This is a genomic window from Marinobacterium sp. xm-d-564 (genome assembly GCF_013283345.1).
Classification (GTDB): Bacteria; Pseudomonadota; Gammaproteobacteria; order Pseudomonadales; family Balneatricaceae; genus Marinobacterium_E.
The window spans coordinates 148,567-167,289 of record NZ_WBYO01000005.1 but is presented as its reverse complement, the minus strand read 5'-3'; the positions used below and the strand labels follow the sequence as shown (position 1 = coordinate 167,289).

At 48.4% G+C, this 18,723-nt stretch carries 17 protein-coding genes; 7 read left to right on the top strand and 10 right to left on the bottom strand.

Going from position 1 to position 18,723, the window contains the following annotated elements; all coding sequences use genetic code 11:
* Positions 1 to 53: 53 nt before the first annotated feature.
* The 8 genes from XMD564_RS07455 to XMD564_RS07420 form a co-directional block, all read right to left on the bottom strand.
* Positions 54 to 656 (bottom strand): sugar transferase, encoded by a 603-nt coding sequence (locus tag XMD564_RS07455; RefSeq protein ID WP_173508063.1) that lies wholly within the window; start codon positions 654 to 656, stop codon positions 54 to 56.
* Positions 656 to 2,086 carry an undecaprenyl-phosphate glucose phosphotransferase gene (locus XMD564_RS07450; RefSeq protein ID WP_173508062.1) on the bottom strand — a complete coding sequence of 477 codons (1,431 nt, stop codon included), beginning with the start codon at positions 2,084 to 2,086 and terminating at the stop codon, positions 656 to 658. Before XMD564_RS07450 ends, XMD564_RS07455 begins: the two co-directional genes overlap by 1 nt.
* 12 nt (positions 2,087 to 2,098) lie before the next feature.
* Positions 2,099 to 2,704 carry a type IV pilus biogenesis/stability protein PilW gene (locus tag XMD564_RS07445; RefSeq protein ID WP_173508061.1) on the bottom strand — a complete coding sequence of 202 codons (606 nt, stop codon included), beginning with the start codon at positions 2,702 to 2,704 and terminating at the stop codon, positions 2,099 to 2,101.
* 1 nt (position 2,705) lies between these two features.
* Positions 2,706 to 3,446 (bottom strand): tyrosine-protein phosphatase, encoded by a 741-nt coding sequence (locus XMD564_RS07440; RefSeq protein ID WP_173508060.1) that lies wholly within the window; start codon positions 3,444 to 3,446, stop codon positions 2,706 to 2,708.
* Between the two features lie 2 nt (positions 3,447 to 3,448).
* Positions 3,449 to 5,686: a polysaccharide biosynthesis tyrosine autokinase gene (locus XMD564_RS07435; RefSeq protein ID WP_173508059.1), complete on the bottom strand. Its 2,238-nt coding sequence runs from the start codon at positions 5,684 to 5,686 to the stop codon at positions 3,449 to 3,451.
* 1 nt (position 5,687) lies between these two features.
* A complete protein-coding gene (locus XMD564_RS07430; protein WP_371740259.1) occupies positions 5,688 to 6,221 on the bottom strand; it encodes a polysaccharide biosynthesis/export family protein in 534 nt (177 codons plus the stop codon).
* 65 nt (positions 6,222 to 6,286) lie between these two features.
* Entirely contained in the window at positions 6,287 to 7,429 is a 1,143-nt protein-coding gene (locus tag XMD564_RS07425) for an outer membrane beta-barrel protein (RefSeq protein ID WP_173508058.1), read from the bottom strand.
* A gap of 54 nt (positions 7,430 to 7,483) precedes the next feature.
* Positions 7,484 to 8,095: a hypothetical protein gene (locus tag XMD564_RS07420; RefSeq protein ID WP_173508057.1), complete on the bottom strand. Its 612-nt coding sequence runs from the start codon at positions 8,093 to 8,095 to the stop codon at positions 7,484 to 7,486.
* Between the two features lie 246 nt (positions 8,096 to 8,341).
* Here XMD564_RS07420 and XMD564_RS07415 point away from each other — a divergent pair, with 246 nt between their 5' ends.
* The 3 genes from XMD564_RS07415 (at position 8,342) to XMD564_RS07405 (ending at position 10,912) form a co-directional block, all read left to right on the top strand.
* Positions 8,342 to 9,715 (top strand): O-antigen ligase, encoded by a 1,374-nt coding sequence (locus XMD564_RS07415; RefSeq protein ID WP_254445600.1) that lies wholly within the window; start codon positions 8,342 to 8,344, stop codon positions 9,713 to 9,715.
* A 478-nt stretch (positions 9,716 to 10,193) separates the two neighbouring features.
* On the top strand, positions 10,194 to 10,532 hold the full coding sequence (locus tag XMD564_RS07410; RefSeq protein WP_173508056.1) for a DoxX family protein: 339 nt from the start codon (positions 10,194 to 10,196) through the stop codon (positions 10,530 to 10,532).
* Positions 10,533 to 10,603: 71 nt separating this feature from the next.
* Positions 10,604 to 10,912 carry a DUF1330 domain-containing protein gene (locus XMD564_RS07405; protein WP_173482747.1) on the top strand — a complete coding sequence of 103 codons (309 nt, stop codon included), beginning with the start codon at positions 10,604 to 10,606 and terminating at the stop codon, positions 10,910 to 10,912.
* A gap of 4 nt (positions 10,913 to 10,916) precedes the next feature.
* Here XMD564_RS07405 and gndA read toward each other — a convergent pair whose 3' ends face one another.
* Positions 10,917 to 12,428: an NADP-dependent phosphogluconate dehydrogenase gene (gene gndA, locus XMD564_RS07400; RefSeq protein WP_371740258.1), complete on the bottom strand. Its 1,512-nt coding sequence runs from the start codon at positions 12,426 to 12,428 to the stop codon at positions 10,917 to 10,919.
* Between the two features lie 142 nt (positions 12,429 to 12,570).
* Here gndA and XMD564_RS07395 point away from each other — a divergent pair, with 142 nt between their 5' ends.
* A complete protein-coding gene (locus tag XMD564_RS07395; RefSeq protein WP_173489025.1) occupies positions 12,571 to 13,554 on the top strand; it encodes a rhodanese-related sulfurtransferase in 984 nt (327 codons plus the stop codon).
* Between the two features lie 65 nt (positions 13,555 to 13,619).
* Here the strand turns inward: XMD564_RS07395 and XMD564_RS07390 are convergent, their stop codons facing one another.
* Positions 13,620 to 14,717: an enoyl-CoA hydratase/isomerase family protein gene (locus tag XMD564_RS07390; RefSeq protein WP_173480170.1), complete on the bottom strand. Its 1,098-nt coding sequence runs from the start codon at positions 14,715 to 14,717 to the stop codon at positions 13,620 to 13,622.
* Between the two features lie 222 nt (positions 14,718 to 14,939).
* On the opposite strand from XMD564_RS07390, the gene XMD564_RS07385 reads away from it, so the two are divergent.
* From XMD564_RS07385 to XMD564_RS07375, 3 genes are all read left to right on the top strand, one after another.
* Positions 14,940 to 15,947 (top strand): Fe(3+) ABC transporter substrate-binding protein, encoded by a 1,008-nt coding sequence (locus XMD564_RS07385; protein WP_173480169.1) that lies wholly within the window; start codon positions 14,940 to 14,942, stop codon positions 15,945 to 15,947.
* A 180-nt stretch (positions 15,948 to 16,127) separates the two neighbouring features.
* Positions 16,128 to 17,585 carry an ABC transporter permease gene (locus tag XMD564_RS07380; protein ID WP_371740257.1) on the top strand — a complete coding sequence of 486 codons (1,458 nt, stop codon included), beginning with the start codon at positions 16,128 to 16,130 and terminating at the stop codon, positions 17,583 to 17,585.
* 8 nt (positions 17,586 to 17,593) lie between these two features.
* The gene (locus XMD564_RS07375) at positions 17,594 to 18,691 is read left to right on the top strand and encodes an ABC transporter ATP-binding protein (protein WP_173480168.1); all 1,098 of its coding nucleotides are present in this window, start codon (positions 17,594 to 17,596) and stop codon (positions 18,689 to 18,691) included.
* Positions 18,692 to 18,723 lie beyond the last annotated feature (32 nt).

Sequence of the window (18,723 nt, the reverse complement as noted above, 5' to 3'; positions counted from 1 at the left end):
GTACAATTTATAACTCGATCATTCACTTTATGTAGTAAAAGGGGGTATCCCACTTAGTAGATATTCTTCCCAAACAACGTCAACGGCGTCTTAATCAAGATCTTAATATCCGTCAGCAAAGACCAGTTATTGATATACGAAAGATCATATTCCAACCGCTGCTGCATCTTCTCAACCGTCTCAGTTTCACCTCTGCTGCCACTAATCTGAGCCAGCCCTGTAATACCCGGCTTGATTCTATGACGCGCGAAGTAGGCTTTGATCTTCTCAACGTAATAGTCGTTGTGCTCTACCGCGTGAGGTCTTGGGCCTACTAGCGATAGTGTCCCCTGAATCACATTGAATAGCTGCGGTAGCTCGTCGATAGAGGTACGGCGGATAAACTTACCGAAAGATGTTACTCGGTCATCATTCGCTTTCGCCTGGGTGATGGTGCCCTTCTCTTCCGTATGCAGCTTCATACTGCGGAACTTCCAGACCTTAATAATCTTACCATCCCAGCCGTGTCGATCCTGCTTAAACAGTATGGGGCCGGGTGATGATCTCTTAACTTTATAAGCCGCCCAGATCAATTGCGGTGACAAAGCAAGAAGCGCAAGGCTGGCTTCACTGATAACTTTCAGAAGTGTTGTGTTCTCGAACGTGCGTAAGTACATCAGTAGGCATCCCCTTTAAATAGGGCATAAGGTGTCTTCAATAAAATCTCTATATCAAACCAAATCGACCAGTTATTGATGTATTCCAGGTCGTATTTAATTCTGGTTTCCATTTTTTCTAGTGTGTCTGTCTCACCGCGAGATCCATTTACCTGCGCCCATCCGGTTAGGCCCGGTTTTATTTTATGGCGCATCATGTAGGTTGATATTGTGTTCGAGTACTGTTGATTGTGTGCAATAGCGTGTGGGCGCGGCCCAACCAAAGCCATTTCGCCTTTAATTACATTAATTAGCTGAGGCAGCTCATCAATTGATGTCCGCCTTAATAGACGACCAATTGGTGTGATACGGGCATCATCTTTTGTGGCTTGCTTAACGGTTGTATCTTCATGCAGGTACATGGATCGAAACTTGTAAATGCTAAAAGGTTTACCGTTCCATCCCTGCCTTGTCTGTTTAAAGAACACAGGGCCTTTTGAGGTTAGTTTGATTATCAGGCTTACCAAGATTAATAACGGTGCTAATGCGATTAGCCCCAGTAGAGCAACAGTGCGATCGAATAGTGATTTAAACATCGCAGCTGTTGGGCTTGTTGTTAACGGGCTTTGGTTTAGATAAAACGCTGGGCTACCATTCAACATTTTTGAATGGTGATTGACTAGTATTAGGCCGGAAAGATCAGGCATCCAGATCAAATCAATTTGTTTAGACATTAACCACAGATAAAGTGGTTTTAGAGCTGCCTGTTCTTTAGCTGACAGAAATAAATAAACACGCTCAATTGATTGTGTACTGAGAATATCTTCTAGCTTATCGATATTGCCGAGCCTATTTAACTGAGCAGCAGTCGCTTGTTCTGGCTCTCTAAGGCTGACCCAGCCGACCAGGGTTTCTGAATCATTCTGTTTGAAGTAATCAATTAGCTCTTCGTTGTTAGCCCCCTCACCAATTATCAGAACACGGCGCTGGGCCTTTATCGCCTCATAGGCTTTTGTTTGGAGTCGCTTAAGGGGGAAATAGACGATTAACTGGCCTAGGTAACCCAACACAAACCAGGTCAACATCACTTCACGTGAGTAAGTTGATGAGCTTTTGCTAATGAACGCTAAAAAGGCAAATATGATAAAGAGACCTGACCACCCTAACCCTATCTTGATAGCGGATTTAAGGTAACCGCCTTTCACCTCGTAGGCATTGGCTAACAGATAGGTCACCGGGGTTATAATGAAATGCAGACCAAGCACTAGATTGTAAAGCTCATTAAATGAACCCATTTTGTAATGGGTTAATCCATACAAAAAAGCTGCCGAGGTTAAAGCGCCAGCAAGCCACTGCATCCAAAATGCTCTTCCTGGGTCAGTAAAAGACTCTAAGATTGAGTTGCGGCTATTACTGCGGCTGAGTTGAGAGGTTTGATTAAGTGTATTCATACATACTCCCTCCTAGTACTGCGGCTGTCGTTTAACAGCTTTAGCTCTATCACTCACTGCAACTAGCCATTCGAGATCTGCCTGCTGGTTTTCAGGGATGAACGTCGACACCTGGGCCAACTGCTCCAATGTTGGTTTACGCCAAGGGCCTAAAATGTAAGCTGCTTCTGCCACCTCATAAAACCATTCGTCCAACTCACCTTGCATCGCTTTAACGTAGGCTAGTTGCGAATAGGTATTGGGCCAGACTGGGCGTGCCGCTATTGCTTGCGAGTAATAATTTTCTGCTTTTGAGCGGGTGAGTTGTGCTACTGCCTCGCCTACTGGTTTATCGAAATGCAGCCATTCGTTGATGCGGCCTAGGCGATCTAGGTATTCGCCGTTTGCGGTGAACGGGTGTCTTGCTACCGCTGTTTCTGATGCTTCTTTTGCTATGCGCCAGGCTTTAATGGAAGGTGGCGTTTGCTTTTGTTGCCAATCTTCTTGAAACGTTCTGGCTTGGTAATCTGCAAGGCCTGCACTGAATAGCGAACCACCAAAAAAGATCAGGGCTCCCCCAACTCCAAATAATAGGACAAAGGCTATAGTTTTCACTGGGTTAGGTGCTGAACGATTCATATTAGGCCGCCTGACTAAAATGAATGTTTGCGATCTCAGCTGCATTGGCAGCGATTTGATCGGCTTGTTGTTTGTTGGTTAACGTTTCAATAACACCAAAGGCATCCGCAATCTTGGGTGGGCGGTGCTGAATGTTGTGTGCATCGGAGGCGATGATGGTGATTTTTTCTTCCGCTAAGAATTTATGGGCTATCTCTTGGCAAGCAGACCCAAACCCACCGGTAATCGATTGGGCGGTTACCTGGGTTAAGCACCCTAGCTGTAAGAATGGCTTTAGCTTAGATGGCTTCGCCATGATGCCTTTATTGCGCTCTGGGTGGGCGATCATGGGTGTAATCTCTTTTGAGATTAGCCACTTGATCAGCTTCTCTGCACCAAATGGAATTTCACCGTGTGGGAACTCAAGTAGCAAAACGTTTTTACCCTGGTACTCGCCTACAAATGGCAATTGACCTGTTACTGCCCACTCCATCAACTCCATACCAAATCGTACTTCTGCAGCCGCTGAGACTTTAAGGTTAATCCCACGCTCAGTTAGGCCCTGCTTGAACTGACTAAGCGCTGTTGCAATGGTTGCTTGGGTATTGTCGTAACGCCCGGGATGAATGTGGGGTGTACACACCATGTGGGTAATGCCGTCTTCGACTGCCAACTGCGCAAGTGAGATTGCGGTCGCTAGGTCTGGCGCTCCGTCATCTATGCCTGGTAGCAGGTGGTTATGAAGATCGACAAGCGTACGCATGGTTAACTCGCCTTACCGCTGCTGTAGCCGTAGTAATCGTAGTAACCGGTGTAGCTGTAGCCGTATTTCTGGGCTTTTTTGATGTCTACCTGATTCAGTACCACACCCGTTACCGGCACTTGGTTTTGTAACAACTGACCTACACCTTTCTTAGCCAGGTCGGTTTGCGTTGAATCTGACTTAATCACATAGATCACGGCATTGGCATGTTGTCCCAGTACCATCGCATCACTTACCGCTTGGGTTGGGGCACTATCGATTACGATGCGGTCGTAACGCGTTTCCAACTCTTTAAGCAGTTCTGCAAACTTATGAGATGACAATAGCTCTAGTGGATTTGGCGGAACGGTACCTGCGCCGATGACATCCATGCCCTCTTCTGATTGCAATGCATCCTCAATCGTTGCATTACCGCTAACAATATTGGCAAGACCTGGCGTACCCACTGGGTACTCAAATGATTTAGCTATCGTTGGACGACGCATATCCGCATCGAGCAGTAGGACTTTCTCCATCTGACCGAGTGCCGTTGCAAGGTTGACTGATACTGAGGATTTACCTTCGCCTGGTACTGAAGATGTCACCACCAACACTTTATGCGGGTTATCTAATCCCGATAGCACCACTCCGGTTCGAATGGTACGAATCGATTCCGAAAAGGCTTTGTTCTTATTGGAGTTAAACAGGCGGAACATATTTTTACGTTCCATCCCTTTTAACAGTGGTAATACACCTAGCACCGGCAGGTTGAGCTTGTTCTCTACTTCTTCTGTTCCTTTAAAGGTGTTGTTCAGCGAGTTAATCAGCAGTGTTAGACCTACCCCTAACATCATCGCTAGCACACCCGTTAGCGCCACAATCAAACTCTTCTTAGGTTTAACGGGGTCACTGGGTACAACCGCTTTATCCACTACACGCGCATTGGCTGACTCTAGGTCTGAGGTTGCCGATGTCTCTTTTAGACGGGTAAAGAAGGTGTCGTATAGCTGACGGTTGGTATCCACCTCGCGCTGTAGCTCACGCAGCATAAACTCTTTACGGGTAATGTCTTGAATCTCTTGCTTGTTAGCCTCGAACGAGCTCTTAAGTGAACGCTCATTGGCTGACGCTAGCTGATACTCACGCTGAATAGCTGCAGCGACCTGCTCAACCTGGCTTTTGAGGTTGGTTTCTGATGCTGCAAGTTCCGTTTGTGCCGACTGCATTTTAGGGTGTTTAGGGCCATAACGACGCGCCAGCTCTTCTACTTTGGAACGTGCACGCGCTTCATCGGCTTTAAACTGCTGTACGAGCGGATCGCCCAAAATAGCAGGCACGGTCGCAAGGCGGCGCCAGTTTGAAGACCCTAGTGATTCGATCTGTTTGTACTGACTCTCCGCTTCAGCGCGCGCACGACGCGCATCGATCAAACGCGAGTTGGTTTGCGAAAGCTCACCCGCCGCAACGGTGGTAACACCTTCTACGTCAACTAGGTTTTCACGATCACGAAAGGCTTGCAGACGTCGCTCTGAATCTTGCAACTTACTTTTAAGCGAACCGATACGCTCATTCATCCAGTTAGTCGCGGTTTGCGTCATATTGAGCTTGGCTTCTAGCTGGCTTTCGATGTAACCATTAGCTAATGCATTCGCAATATCAGTAGCGATTAGGCGATCTGTGCCCTCATATGCAATTTCAACCAACTGCGTTTTACGAACAGGCGTTACGCTTGTATTCAACATGACCTTTTTAACTACCGCTTCAAAAACCTCTTGCTCAGTTAGCTCAGCATCTTCTGCTGCCAAATCACCGGGCAGTGTCATTGGTAGGTAGTTTTGAATATTGAAGTCGTTAACCAACTTCTTAACATCCAGTAGTGGTTCTGGTGCTTGGCGCGGGTCAAACTCTGGGTGCTCAACTAGGTTTAATTGTCGTACCACTCGCTCAGCTAGGTCACGTGATTTAAGAAGCTCAAACTGCGTTAGCAGGTATTCGCTACCGCTGCCATCAAGGCCGTAGACCTGCTCAATCGATACCACTTGCGCTGATTTCTTCTCAATCAGGAGGGTCGCCGTTGCACGGTAGATAGGCGTCATGCTCAACACGATTAATGCAGAGATCATCATTAGAATGACGGTAAGGGAGATGATGCTCCACTTGCGGCGCCAAATGACGTTCCAGATCTCCAGAAGATCAATGGTGTCTGCTTCTAGTAGACGATTGGAGATGGTTTGTCGCTCTTGGGCGATATTGGTTGTCATACTAGAAGAAACTCTCTTCGATCTTAATCATATCGCCAGGTAGGATCGGCGTATTCATATCCGCTTTTTCAGCATTCGCTTCAGATTCGCCATCACGCACAATGAACATCTTTCGCTCTGACGCCCTATCCGTTAAACCACCGGCTAAGGTGATCGCTTTTTGAAGGTTAAGACCTGGCTTAAATGGGTAACCACCAGGGGACTTCACTTCACCGCTGATAAAGAACTCGCGGTACTCCAAGACACTGACAGAGACTTTAGGGTCGATCAGATAGTCGCCTTTGAGCCCTTGGATGATGATGCTCTCTAGTTCAATGGCAGTTTTGCCGTTTGCACGCACCTCACCCAAGAACGGGAAGGACAAAGTACCCGCATCGGTCAGACGAATTTTGTCAAAGCTAAGATCTTCTTCGCCGAATACGTTGATACTGATGACATCACCCGAACCTAGACGGTAGGCAGAATCACCTGCAGCGAAAGAGACGATGGAAACTAAAGATAGAGCCAAAAAAGCGATGGAACGAATTAACTGCACGTTATCACCTGTTTAGAAAATACGGGGGCAATTGCCCCCGAAGTATCTAGGCTTAAAACTGAGGATTAGAACCCTGCAACTACACCAATGTGGTAGGTGTTTGAATCGTATGCAGCAGACGCCAGTGTTGAGCTCTTGTCTGTACGACCAATACCTGCGGTGAAGTCGATTTGTGGACGGAAAGCGTAAGTCAGATTAAGCGCGGTAGTATCCGTCTTATCGTTTTGACCCGCACTAGAACCACCTTTGTACTTCTCTTCAAGCTTAGCAAAGCTCAAATCACTTTTAAGTGACGAGTTCCACTGGTGCATCCAACCAATCTTGTAAGAATCAGTGTCTTTATAGTTCTCTGTCGAACTACCTTCACCTACGGATGTAGAAGCATCAAATGTAAAAGTTGCGTGCTCTTTAGGATTCCAAGTGATACCAGTTTCCCAAATCGTTGTCGTACGATCAGCGATCGATGCGCTAGAGAAGTCCTTCTTAGCAGAACCTACTTTCAATGAACCCGTCGTTTTACCCGTCATATCCCAAGTCACACCGGCAAGCAGACCATTTGATTTACTGTCTAGGGAATTCAGACTGACATAATCAAAGTTGTTGTAGCGGTATTCAACAAGTGCTTTCGTAAAACCACCTACCTTGTAGTAGGCCGTCGTAGTGAAACCACTGACATCCGACTCTTTACCGTCGTGCGCTGCTAGATCGTAACGTTTGTCCGTACGATTGTAGGCGAACTCAAGCTGCATTTTTGCTGCTTCGGCACCGTAACCATACTTAACGCCATACGTTGTCGAATCAAAATCTTCAGGTGAAGTCGCTTTGTTATCTTCATCAGTCGTTTTAGAAAGATTCAGGTCTAGGCGGCTACGTTTACTGAATTCCATATGGCCAACTGCGCCAATTGTGAAATCCGTGTTATTGGCATTGCTATTGTCAGAGTAGCTCTCACGACTAGCTGACAAGTTAAGCGAGTAATAGTTAACGCCACGCTCAGCAAGCACTTCAACTGCTGGAGCAAGGTTAGTTACCCAAGTACTGCGTGTATTAGTCGCAGTTTCCATCCAGTTATCGTTGTGCGTTTGCGTCAAAGATACTGTTGGCTTGATCACCAAACCACTTGCGGTTTTGATACCGCTTACTTCCAGCGCGCTGGCTGAAAATGAAACTGTTGCCAAAGCAACAGCCATTAAAGATTTTTTAAACATGCAACTAGCTCTCGTTTAAAGCTTTAAAAACAATTCAACAACTCAATCGAAAACTTAAGAGCCGCCGCCACCACCTGTTGGCGCTGGTGCAGCTGCCGCTACAGTTGGTGCAGGCGCTGGCGCTGCTGCTGGAGCAGGTGCAGGTGCTGGAGCAGTCGCTTCCGCAGCCGCAGTTACTTCTGCCGCAGCTTCTGGTGCAGCTTCAACCGCAGCCTGAGTAATTGCCGCTGTCACTTCAGCAGGTGCTGCTGCAATTGCTGCTTGAGTAATCGCTGCTGCTGCCGCTGGTGCCGCTGCTACCGCTGCTTTAGTAATTGCTGCTGCCGCTTCTGGCGCTGCAGATACAGCCGCTTTAGTAATCGCTACAGCCGATGCTGGAGCAGAAGCTACCGCTGCTTGAGTGATTTCAGCAGCCAGTTGAGGCGCTGCTTTAACTGCTGCTGCCACAACTGCGCTAACAGCATCAGGATTTGCACTTAAACTTTCCACCGCTTTCCCCATTACAGCTGCGATTTGATCTGGTGTTGCGTTAAGTAGTTCTTGCTGAAGCTCAGCAGACAGCTCAACACCAGTCTCTAATACTGCATCTAGAGCAGCTTGATCTGCCACCACCATTGATGACCCTAAAGCCATCGATAAAGCTACCGCCAGCAATGACTTGCGCATATTTTGTCTCCATTAGAGTACATATATAGATTTTCAATTCCTAAATAATATACATATAAATCAAAAAACCCAAGTATTTATCGCATAAATTCTTTCCACCTCCCCCCCCGATTTGATACAAAAACTAACGTTCCTTGGCTTTAATCAAAATAAAGAAGACTTAAATAAGCACGGTTGCAATAATGCGACACAGACACTAATGTCTCTCTGTAATCAAACACTTAATTAATATTTAAGAGACTTAAATTGAGCAGAGCATCTCGATCCCTCGCCGACAACATTCACATGGCGGCGTTCCTAGCCATACTGCTGACCACCCCGCTTTATCTCGATACCACACGAAACCGAGACTGGGGTGACGGGCTATTTATTCTCTTAACAGGCGCTCTATTAGCCAGCTGGGCGTTTCGTGCTGCCGTTGGTAAACAACTATCAAACCCAGCCTGGACACCCGCGCTACCAATGATAGGACTGCTCGTTGCCGTTCAGACCTGGGTGGGACTTTCCATTGTGATGGGCACTACTGTTGACTTCGGATCTACAGCACAGTCGTTTTTGCTAGGCATCGCCTACACTGGCTTTTTTATCCTCACTATTGGCCTATTTAGGACTCGCAAACGCCTTACCCTACTGATTAGCGCTTTACTGATTAGCGCCACTCTGCAAGCTTTCTACGGGACGCTGATGACGTTAACGGGGATTGAGTGGCAACTCGTTGAAGAGAAGACCCAATATCGTGGTGTAGCGACTGGCACCTTCTACAATCGTAACCATCTGGCCGGGTATCTAGAGATGATGCTAGGCCTAGGCCTAGGTTTAATGCTGGCTTTTAAAGACAACCGTCGCATGAGCCTGCGTAACCTATTCGAGCTACTCATGGGCCCTAAAGCCCGGATTCGTCTTGCATTGGTGATTATGGTCATTGCGCTGGTAATGACACGTTCTCGCATGGGTAATACCGGCTTCTTCGTGAGCCTCATGGTGATTGGAGGACTCTATACCGCTTTAAACAAAGAGAACCGTTTACGCAACGTACTGCTGCTAACCAGCTTGATCGTCATTGATGTGCTCGTGATTAGCCAATACTTCGGGTTAGAGAAGCTTAAAGACCGGCTCATCAATACCCGCTTTGAAGATCAGGTTGTAATACAGTCAACCACGGATGGACAACTTGAACAGCGCGTACTCAAAGCCAACGAAGTTCGTGATGATCTAAACGAATACTCTTGGCCCATGTTTAAAGAACGCCCTTGGCTAGGCTGGGGAGCAGGCAGTTTTGAAGCGGGCTTCCAGAAGTTCCCAGGGCCCGAGATCGGTAAATTCGACCATGCGCATAATGATTACATGGAGTTCGCCATTGAGTTTGGCGTTATAGGGTTCTTGCCCCTTTTAGCTTTTGTCTTGCTGGCACTGTTTAACAGCTTAAGGGCGCTTTTTAATCTAGAGTCTGCATACCGAAGCGGGATTGGCTTTGGTGCCTCTATGGCAATCATTGCCATCGGCATTCATTCGATCACCGACTTCAACCTTCAAATCCCAGCTAACGCTGTTACTTTTATCGTGGTCTGTGCAATCGCAGTTTTAGCTAACACACACATCAAAACAAAGGATAAAAAGTGAGGTCATTTACAGCGCATTTTAGGCTTAATTTACCCTCCAAAATTTGGTACATTTTGAGTCACAAAAGCGGTTTTTTAGCTAAAAAATCCTCAATCGAATAGCCAGTAAATTCAATAGCCGGCCTAAAACGGGGGCTCTTTTGGGGGCCTTTTTCTTACACGAAAAATCACTAAGTTATTGATTATCAAATTCTTGTAAGGACTATTCGATTGACGCCACCTCCACCATACAAAATTAAAAAGGGCCACCCCGAAGGGAGTGGCCCTTTTTGTTTGTATTCGGCGCGACTTGAGAACCCGCGGAGCGGGTTCGACAAAATTGCAGGTTAGCAATTTTGGTCTGACTTTAGTCAGGTCCGAAGGACCGAGGGCCAGGACGGCGCGAGTCACACCCGCCACACATTCCCATAAAAATCCCGCCCCACCTCCAAAATCCTCAACTACACTTAATCCATACCCACCCACCTAAAAGGATACACATGGATAAGATAATCACCCCATTAGTCACTCTCATCTTCGTTGCATCAGGCAGTGCTAAGCTGCTTGGTCTGGAGTTTGAATTAGAAGCCTTTGAACGCTGGGGTTACCCGCTCTGGTTTATGTATTTCACCGGTGTCGTCGAAGTGATCGGAGGCTTAGTTATTTGGGTTAAGCGGCTTCGCTTAATCACATCAGTAGGGCTCAACTGCGTGATGATAGGTGCCGTGGCCACTCATCTGTTGAATGCTGAATGGCCAATGCTAGGCGTTGCAACGGTTATCCTAATCCTAACCCTTATCAACACTAGACGTTTTAAGAACGATATTAAACCAGTGTAAAAGCAGTATCTTGAGCAGTGACTGTTCTGAGGTTAGGCTAGGTGCCATTAGAATCAAAAGGGTAAAACACGATGGCTAAAGGTTACTGGATGGCTCATGTCGATATCTCAGACCCAGAGGGTTACAAACTCTATCAGGCCGCTAATACTGAGCCATTTAAACAGTATGGGGCTAAATTTTTAGTCCGTGCAGGCGATAACCAACAGGTTGAGGGGAGCGTACGATCACGCCATGTGATCATTGAGTTCCCGAGTTACCAACAGGCGTTGAATTGCTACCACTCCTCTGGCTACCAAAATGCTAAAGCGCTACGTGAACATGCAGGCATTGCTGATCTAGTGGTTGTCGAGGGCTACGAAGGCCCTCAACCTGGGGAGTAGGTATTTACACCTTCTCCATCGGCCTACCCGGTTCACTCCAACGCACGTGGTATTTTCCATCATCACGATCTGTTCGCTCGAATGTATGCGCACCAAAATAGTCTCGCTGACCTTGCAGTAGGTTGGCAGGCAGCACCTCGGTTCGGAATGAGTCGTAGTAACCTAGGGCGGAACTAATCGCCCCAGCAGGGATACCCGCTAGAGCTGATTGCGCCACAATCGCGCGCCAATTATGTTGATGTTTAGCCAACTTTTCAGAGAAAAACGGATCCATTAGCAGGCTTGGCAGATCCTGATTACGCTGAAACGCTGCTGAGATCGGCTGAAGAAACGCTGCACGAATAATACACCCGGCACGCCAAATTCTTGAGATGGCGGATAAATCGAGCGCCCAACCCTGTTCTTTTGCTGCCATCTGCATCAGATGATAACCCTGCGCGTAGGCACAAATTTTTGCACAGTAGAGTGCATCATGCAGCTGTTCAATTAACTGCTCTTTGGGAGTATCTAAAGTAACATCTGTTGGGCCAGACAGAACTTTAGACGCTTCAACGCGAATCAATTTAAGGGTGGATAGTGAGCGAGCAAAGACTGCATTGGTCAGCGTTGGCGCAGGTGTACCTAGCTGAAGGGCACTAACCGCGGTCCATAAACCGGTACCCTTTTGACCCGCTTTATCAAGAATGACATCGACCAACGGCAGGCCGGTAAACTGATCCTCTTGATCCAGAACTTCAGCACTGATTTCGATCAAGTAGGAGTGCAGTGGGCCACGACTCCATTCTCGGAATACACAAGCGATCTCGGAGGGAGCCATCTGCATGGCGTACCGCATGAAGTGGTAGACCTCACAGATCAACTGCATGTCGGCATACTCGATGCCGTTATGAACCATTTTTACGTAGTGGCCTGCACCAGAATCGCCAATGTACGTCGCACAAGGCTCACCCTCAGTGACTGGATTACCGGGCTCACGACGCTCAATAGGGAGTCCTGTGGTTGCATCCACTTTCGCTGCGATCGCCTCCATAATAGGGCGTAAACGTGACCAAGCTTTTTGATCGCCAGATGGCATCAAAGAAGGGCCGAAGCGTGCACCGACTTCACCACCCGATACCGCAGTAGAGAAGAAGGTAAAGTGCTCTTTATAGTTCACTTCACGATCACGAGTGTCGGTCCAGAGTGAGTTTCCGGTATCCACAACGATATCATCGCCTTCAACGCCTGCCTCAATCAGCTGACGGCAGACTGCATCGACAGGATCACCTGCTGGCACAGAGACAAAAATGGTTCTTGGTGAAGGCAAAGCCGCTAACAGTTCACCGAGCGATGAACAGGCTTGAATCGGTTGAGGGCGATCCGGAACTTCAGCAGCTGCTTGAGCGATCGCGTCATCTACTTTGTTGGCATCCAGGTCAAAGGCTGCAATTTGGTAACCATTATCAACGAGGTTGAGCACCAAGTTTTTACCCATAACGCCAAGCCCAATAAAACCGATCATCTCTCTATCTGCCACTACCTAAGCCCCAAAAAAGTTGTTTATCTGAACCACGCTATTCTAACGTTTTTCAAGCTTGAAAACTCTACTCTATAAACCTCAATGCCTTATCTGGTAAAATTGCGCGGTTTTCAACTATCCAGATTACGCCGGGGAGATTATGGCCAATATCGTTGTATCCGCACTCTATCAATTTGTTCGCTTCGAGGAGTGTGAAGCACTGCGGCAGCCTCTGCTGGAGTTCCTGAACGAGCAAGATATTCGCGGTACGTTAATCCTGGCTAAAGAGGGTATCAACGGCACGGTCTCTGGTAGCCGTGAAGCGATCGATGCGCTCTACGCATGGTTTAAAGAGCACCCACCGCTGGATCAAGTCAGCTCCAAAGAGTCGTTCTTTGATGAGCAACCCTTCTACCGCACCAAGGTAAAACTGAAACGTGAAATCGTCACAATGGGTGTTGAAGGCATCGATCCACTGAAAACCGTCGGCACTTATGTCAAACCTAACGAGTGGAATGACCTGATTTCCGATCCAGAAGTACTGTTGGTCGACACACGTAATGACTACGAAGTGGATATCGGTACATTTAAAGGGGCCATCAACCCTCATACCGACACCTTTCGTGACTTCCCTAGCTACGTTAAAGAGCAGCTAGATCCAAGTAAGCATAAAAAAGTCGCCATGTTCTGTACTGGGGGTATCCGTTGTGAGAAGTCGACCGCGTTTCTCCGTGAACAGGGCTTTGATGAGGTCTACCACCTAGAGGGCGGCATTCTTAAATACCTTGAAGAGGTGCCTGCCGATAACTCGATGTGGGATGGTGAATGTTTCGTCTTCGACAACCGTGTATCGGTTGGACACGGTTTAGAGCCCGGTGACTACCAACTCTGCCACGCCTGTCGTATGCCGCTATCCGCTAAAGATCGTCAGAATGAACACTTCCAAGAGGGGTTAAGCTGTCACCACTGCTACGACAAAGTAACCGATAAGCAGCGTAAACGTTTTCAAGAGCGCCAGCACCAGCTCGAATTGGCAAAAGCGCGTGGCGAACATCACTTGGGTAAAGACGCAGTGCACGATTTCGAGCAACGTCGCCAAGAGAAAAAAGCGAAACGCGAAGCTCAGCGCAAAGCTAATCAGTAATGGCAGAGTTCAATGCAAGATAACCAGCATATTATCCTGCATTGATACCCTATCGTCTGTGAGTCTTAAAGATCAGCCAGCGGATTCACCGGCCATGGCGCTTCAAAGAACGCTTCAACAACGGCTGACTCCACAGTATCAACCGACTTGAACATCCAGTTTGGACTGCGATCCTTATCGACCAACAGTGCTCGAACGCCCTCAGGAAATTCAGGGTGTTGGCAGCACTGAACGGCCAGTACCAGTTCGGACATAAACACCTCTTTTAAAGAGAGATGACGAGTGCGTTTCAACTGCTCAGCAATTAAATGAACCGACAGAGGCGACCCGTGAGTGATCGCCTTTTGTGATCGTTGAATCCATGGATCGTCACTCTCAATGTTGGCCATTGCTTGCATCAACTGAGTTAAGTCATCCTGATCAGTCACCGATTGAATGAAATCATAGTGATCTTGAATCGGTGACTCTTGTCGAAACGCCGCTTGCGACTGCTGCTCTAACTGGCGAAGCGTCTGGTTGACCGTCTGAACACTATCACAGTGCCATTCGGCTGATTGGAGGCCAGTCACCATCTCAGTGTATCGCGCCGATTCAATAAAGCGATCCGCTAACCCTAAGAACAACGCATCCGCCGCGAAGATAGGGTTACCCGTTAAACCCAAGAAGAGTCCTGTACGACCCGGCATCCTGTTCAGAAAGAATGAACCACCAACATCGGGGAAGAGCCCAATCGTCACCTCTGGCATCGCCATGTGTGACGTCTCTGTCACGATACGGTGGCTGCAGCCATTCATCAGCCCCATACCACCGCCCATCACTATGCCACTGCCCCAACAGATGATCGGTTTAGGGAAGGTGTGAATGCGGTAGTCCAGACGGTACTCGTGTGTGAAGTATTCGGTCGGGAAGTTGGGGTTATCGCCTGAGGTAATCGAGCGGTAGAGTCTAACCACATCCCCGCCGGCACAAAATGCCTTTTCTCCGACGCTAGTTAATAGCACCGCTTTGATGCAGTCATCCTTTGCCGCCTGGTCCAGACGAGGCTCGATCAGCTGAATCATCTCCAACGTCAACGCATTGAGGGACTTCTCAGCATTCAGGGAGATCTCTAACAGCTTATAACCATCTTGGGTGGGGTATTCGTGAAACTGAACAACGCTCATTGCCATGACTCTTATGATTTAACGACAAGGGACAGCCTACTAAAGAGCGGGACGATGTCAAAATCTATTTGCAAAACCTTATTGCAAATGCAAATGATTCTCATGTAGAATCGCATCATTACTTCAATAAATTAGTAGTAATGATTCTCAAATGTTCTAAGGCTCTTATTTAAGGAATGAGTAAGGCCGGTTTATAATTCGTACCTTCAAGGAGAAACAAACATGTGGATTCGTCGTATTAGCGCTGTAGCAGCACTCTGCTTTACTACCACTGCTGTCGCTGACATTAACCTCTATTCATCACGTAAAGAGGCCCTGATTCAACCATTACTGAATCAGTTTACCGAGAAGACAGGTATCGAAGTACGCCTGCTCACCGGTAAAGATGATGCACTGTTAAGCCGTTTGAAGATGGAAGGTGGCGCCTCCCCTGCGGATCTTCTTATCACTGCAGACGTTGCACGTCTTCACCGCGCGAAAGAGATGGGTCTAACTCAGCCGGTTGAATCCACTGCATTGAACGAGGCGATTCCTGCCAACCTGCGCGACAGTGACAACCACTGGTTTGGTATGACCAGTCGTGCTCGCCCAATCATCTATGCCAAAGATCGAGTTAATCCAGAACAACTCAGTACCTACGAAGCACTAACCGATGAGCAGTGGAAAGGTCGTATCTGTATTCGCTCCTCAAGCAATGTCTACAACCAGTCACTGATTGCCTCTGCGATTGCTGCTAACGGTGTCGAAGCAACAGAAGCTTGGGTTGAAGGTCTAGTGGCTAATTTTGCTCGCCCACCGGCTGGCGGTGATACTGACCAACTAAAAGCGGCAGCCGCGGGTGTCTGTGACATCGCTATTGCCAACACCTACTACTTAGCGCGTTTGGTTCGCTCTGATAAAGCGAGTGACAAAGCGGTTGCTGATCAGCTAGCGGTGTTCTGGCCCAATCAGAACGATCGCGGTACCCATTTCAACATCAGTGGTGCTGCATTGACGGCGTCATCTAAGAATCGTGACGAAACAGTTGCCCTACTTGAGTACATGGTGAGCCAGGAAGCACAAGAGTGGTACGCTGAAGTCAACAATGAGTACCCTGTCGTAGCCGGCGTTGAGCCATCCAATGTACTAAAAGCCTTTGGCACAGCTAAGAGCGATGACGTGGCACTGTCTAAACTTGGCGAACTGAACCAAGAGGCCCTTCGCCTTATGGATCGTGCTGGCTGGAAGTAAAACAGATGAGAGTTAACTATCAATAGTATCCGAGCAAATTGGGTAGCCTTATCGATCGCCGGTCTGGTTGCCCTTCCCATTCTAACCGTTGTTAGTCAGTCCCTATTTGCTGGATCTGAGGCTTTCTCTCACCTTCTTGATACCGTCCTCGCCGACTACGTTCTCAACTCTTTAATCCTGATGGCTGGTGTTGGTATCGGCACCGTCATTATGGGAGTACCGGCTGCTTGGTTGGCAGCGATGTGTGACTTCCCCGGTCGTCGTTGGCTCGATTGGGGAATGCTTCTTCCGTTAGCTATGCCCGCCTACGTCATCGCCTATACCTATACCGGTATGCTCGATTTTGCCGGCCCAGTACAAACCCTACTGCGTGAACTGACCGGTTGGGGCTATGGTGACTACTGGTTCTGGGAGATTCGATCTCACAGCGGTGCCATTGCTATGTTGGTGTTGGTGCTCTACCCCTACGTCTACCTGATGGCTCGCGCGACCTTCCTTGAGCAGTCAGCTGTTAGTTTTGAAGCGTCTCGCAATCTTGGTTACTCACCGTTTCGAGCCTTTATCAAGGTCGCCATTCCGATGGCTAGACCCGCCATCATTGCCGGCGTCAGTTTGGCCTTGATGGAGACACTGGCCGACTATGGAACAGTGCAGTACTTCGGTATTCCAACTTTCTCTACTGGTATCTTTAGAACCTTCTATGGCTTTGGTGATGCCAATGGTGCGGCACAGTTAGCCAGTCTGTTGCTAGTGTTCGTGGCGACATTGATCTTTGTCGAGCGCTATTCACGACGCAAACTGAGCTACAACGTCCGAGCAGGATCTCGAGCGATGGCTAGCCGAATTCAGCTTAACGGTGGACGCGCTTGGTTGGCGGCTCTGGCTTGTTTCATTCCGTTTTTCTTTGGCTTCTTGTTGCCGGCCGGTCAACTGCTCTCTTGGTCGGTGTTTGATGCGCAAATGCCGTGGAGTGACTTCCTCATCCTCTCTTGGAACTCTTTCTATTTGGCAGGTCTTGCAGCGCTAATCGCCCTTGTTCTGGCCACGCTGCTGGCGTACACCCAACGCTTTAATTCCGGTTCACTGGTGAAACAGGCCACAGAGTTCGCCGCATTGGGCTACGCACTGCCGGGTACCATTATCGCCATTGGAGTCTTAGCACCGCTAGTGTTTGTCGATCAGAGTCTGCTTGCTTTCTCCGAACGCTTCGGCTTAGGTATGAGCGGGTTGATCTTCAGTGGCACTCTGTTTGCTCTGTTGATCGCCTACACCGTGCGCTTTTTAGCCGTCGCGCTTGGCAGTGTGCAGTCTGGCTTGGGGCAAATTAGCCCTAGCCTGGATGAAGCGGCCAAAGGGATGGGACGATCCCCCTTTCAAGTGTTGCGACAAATCCATGCGCCCTTAATGAAGAGCAGTCTTCTAACTGCACTACTGGTGGTCTTTGTTGACGTCCTCAAAGAGCTGCCGGCTACGTTAATGCTGCGCCCGTTCGACTTTAACACCCTGGCCGTTCGGGCCTTTGAGCTGGCTTCGGATGAACAGCTTATCGAGGCGGCACCACCCTCATTAATGATCGTTGCCGTTGGGCTAGTCCCAGTTTTGTTGTTGAATCGTGCCATAAGCCGCCACAAGCACTAAGGAACTCTATGAGTATTGAGTCAAACATACCGACATCTACACACCTAAGTATTGAGAATGCTTATGCCGGGTATGCTGATCTGTCGGTTGTGAATGGGGTCACACTGAACATTCAACAGGGCGAACTCATCTGCCTGTTGGGGCCCAGTGGCTGTGGCAAATCTTCGCTACTGCGTTGCATTGCAGGATTTCACGCGCTCTCTAGCGGCAGCATCATGCTGGGCACAAAACGTCTGGATGATGGAAAGTCTCAACTCCCGCCGGAACAGCGCAACATCGGTATGGTGTTTCAGGACATCGCTCTGTTTCCCCATCTTAGCGTCAGGGAAAACATTGAGTTCGGACTGTTTGAGTGGTCAAGCCAACAGGCTAAAGCCCGAAGTGAGCAGTTACTTACAATGATCGGCCTACAAGGCATGGGCGGTCGTTACCCACATGAGCTATCAGGTGGACAACAGCAACGTGTCGCCTTAGCGAGAGCACTGGCACCCAAACCCGATCTACTGCTACTCGATGAGCCCTTTTCTGGCTTGGACGCCGCACTGCGAGATGAGCTCATTCCGGAAATTGCCGAGCTACTAAAGCAAGAGCAAATTACCACGCTGATGGTGTCACACGATCAGGCAGAGGCCTTTGCTTTTGCAGATCGCGTTGCGGTTATGAATCAAGGCAAGCTGGAACAGATCAGCCTGCCTGAAGCGATCTATTACGAGCCGAAAAGCCGGTTTGTAGCTGAATTCATCGGCGAAGGTGAGTTCATAAAAGCAGAGTACGTCGATACCCAGCATGTGAACTCTCTGTTTGGCCAGAGCCGCTCAACCACCGAGGTGAGTGAGGCACCCTACAATAAAGAGCTATTTATACGACCGGATGATGTCGAGATTGTTGAACAGAGCGAGGTTAGCGCACAGGTAGAATCCAAGCGTTTTCGTGGTGGGCAATCTCTATTGAGTGTGCTCTTGGAGGATGGCCAGTCACTTGCGGTGACCTGTCATGCAGTTCAAGCCCCCAGCGTGGGTGATACGGTCTATCTAGCATTGAAACAACACCGATTTTTAGTCACGGATGACCTAGGTAAAATTGAACCTAAAAACGAGGCCCGCTAAGATGTCTCTTAGCGTCTGAACAGTAAACATTG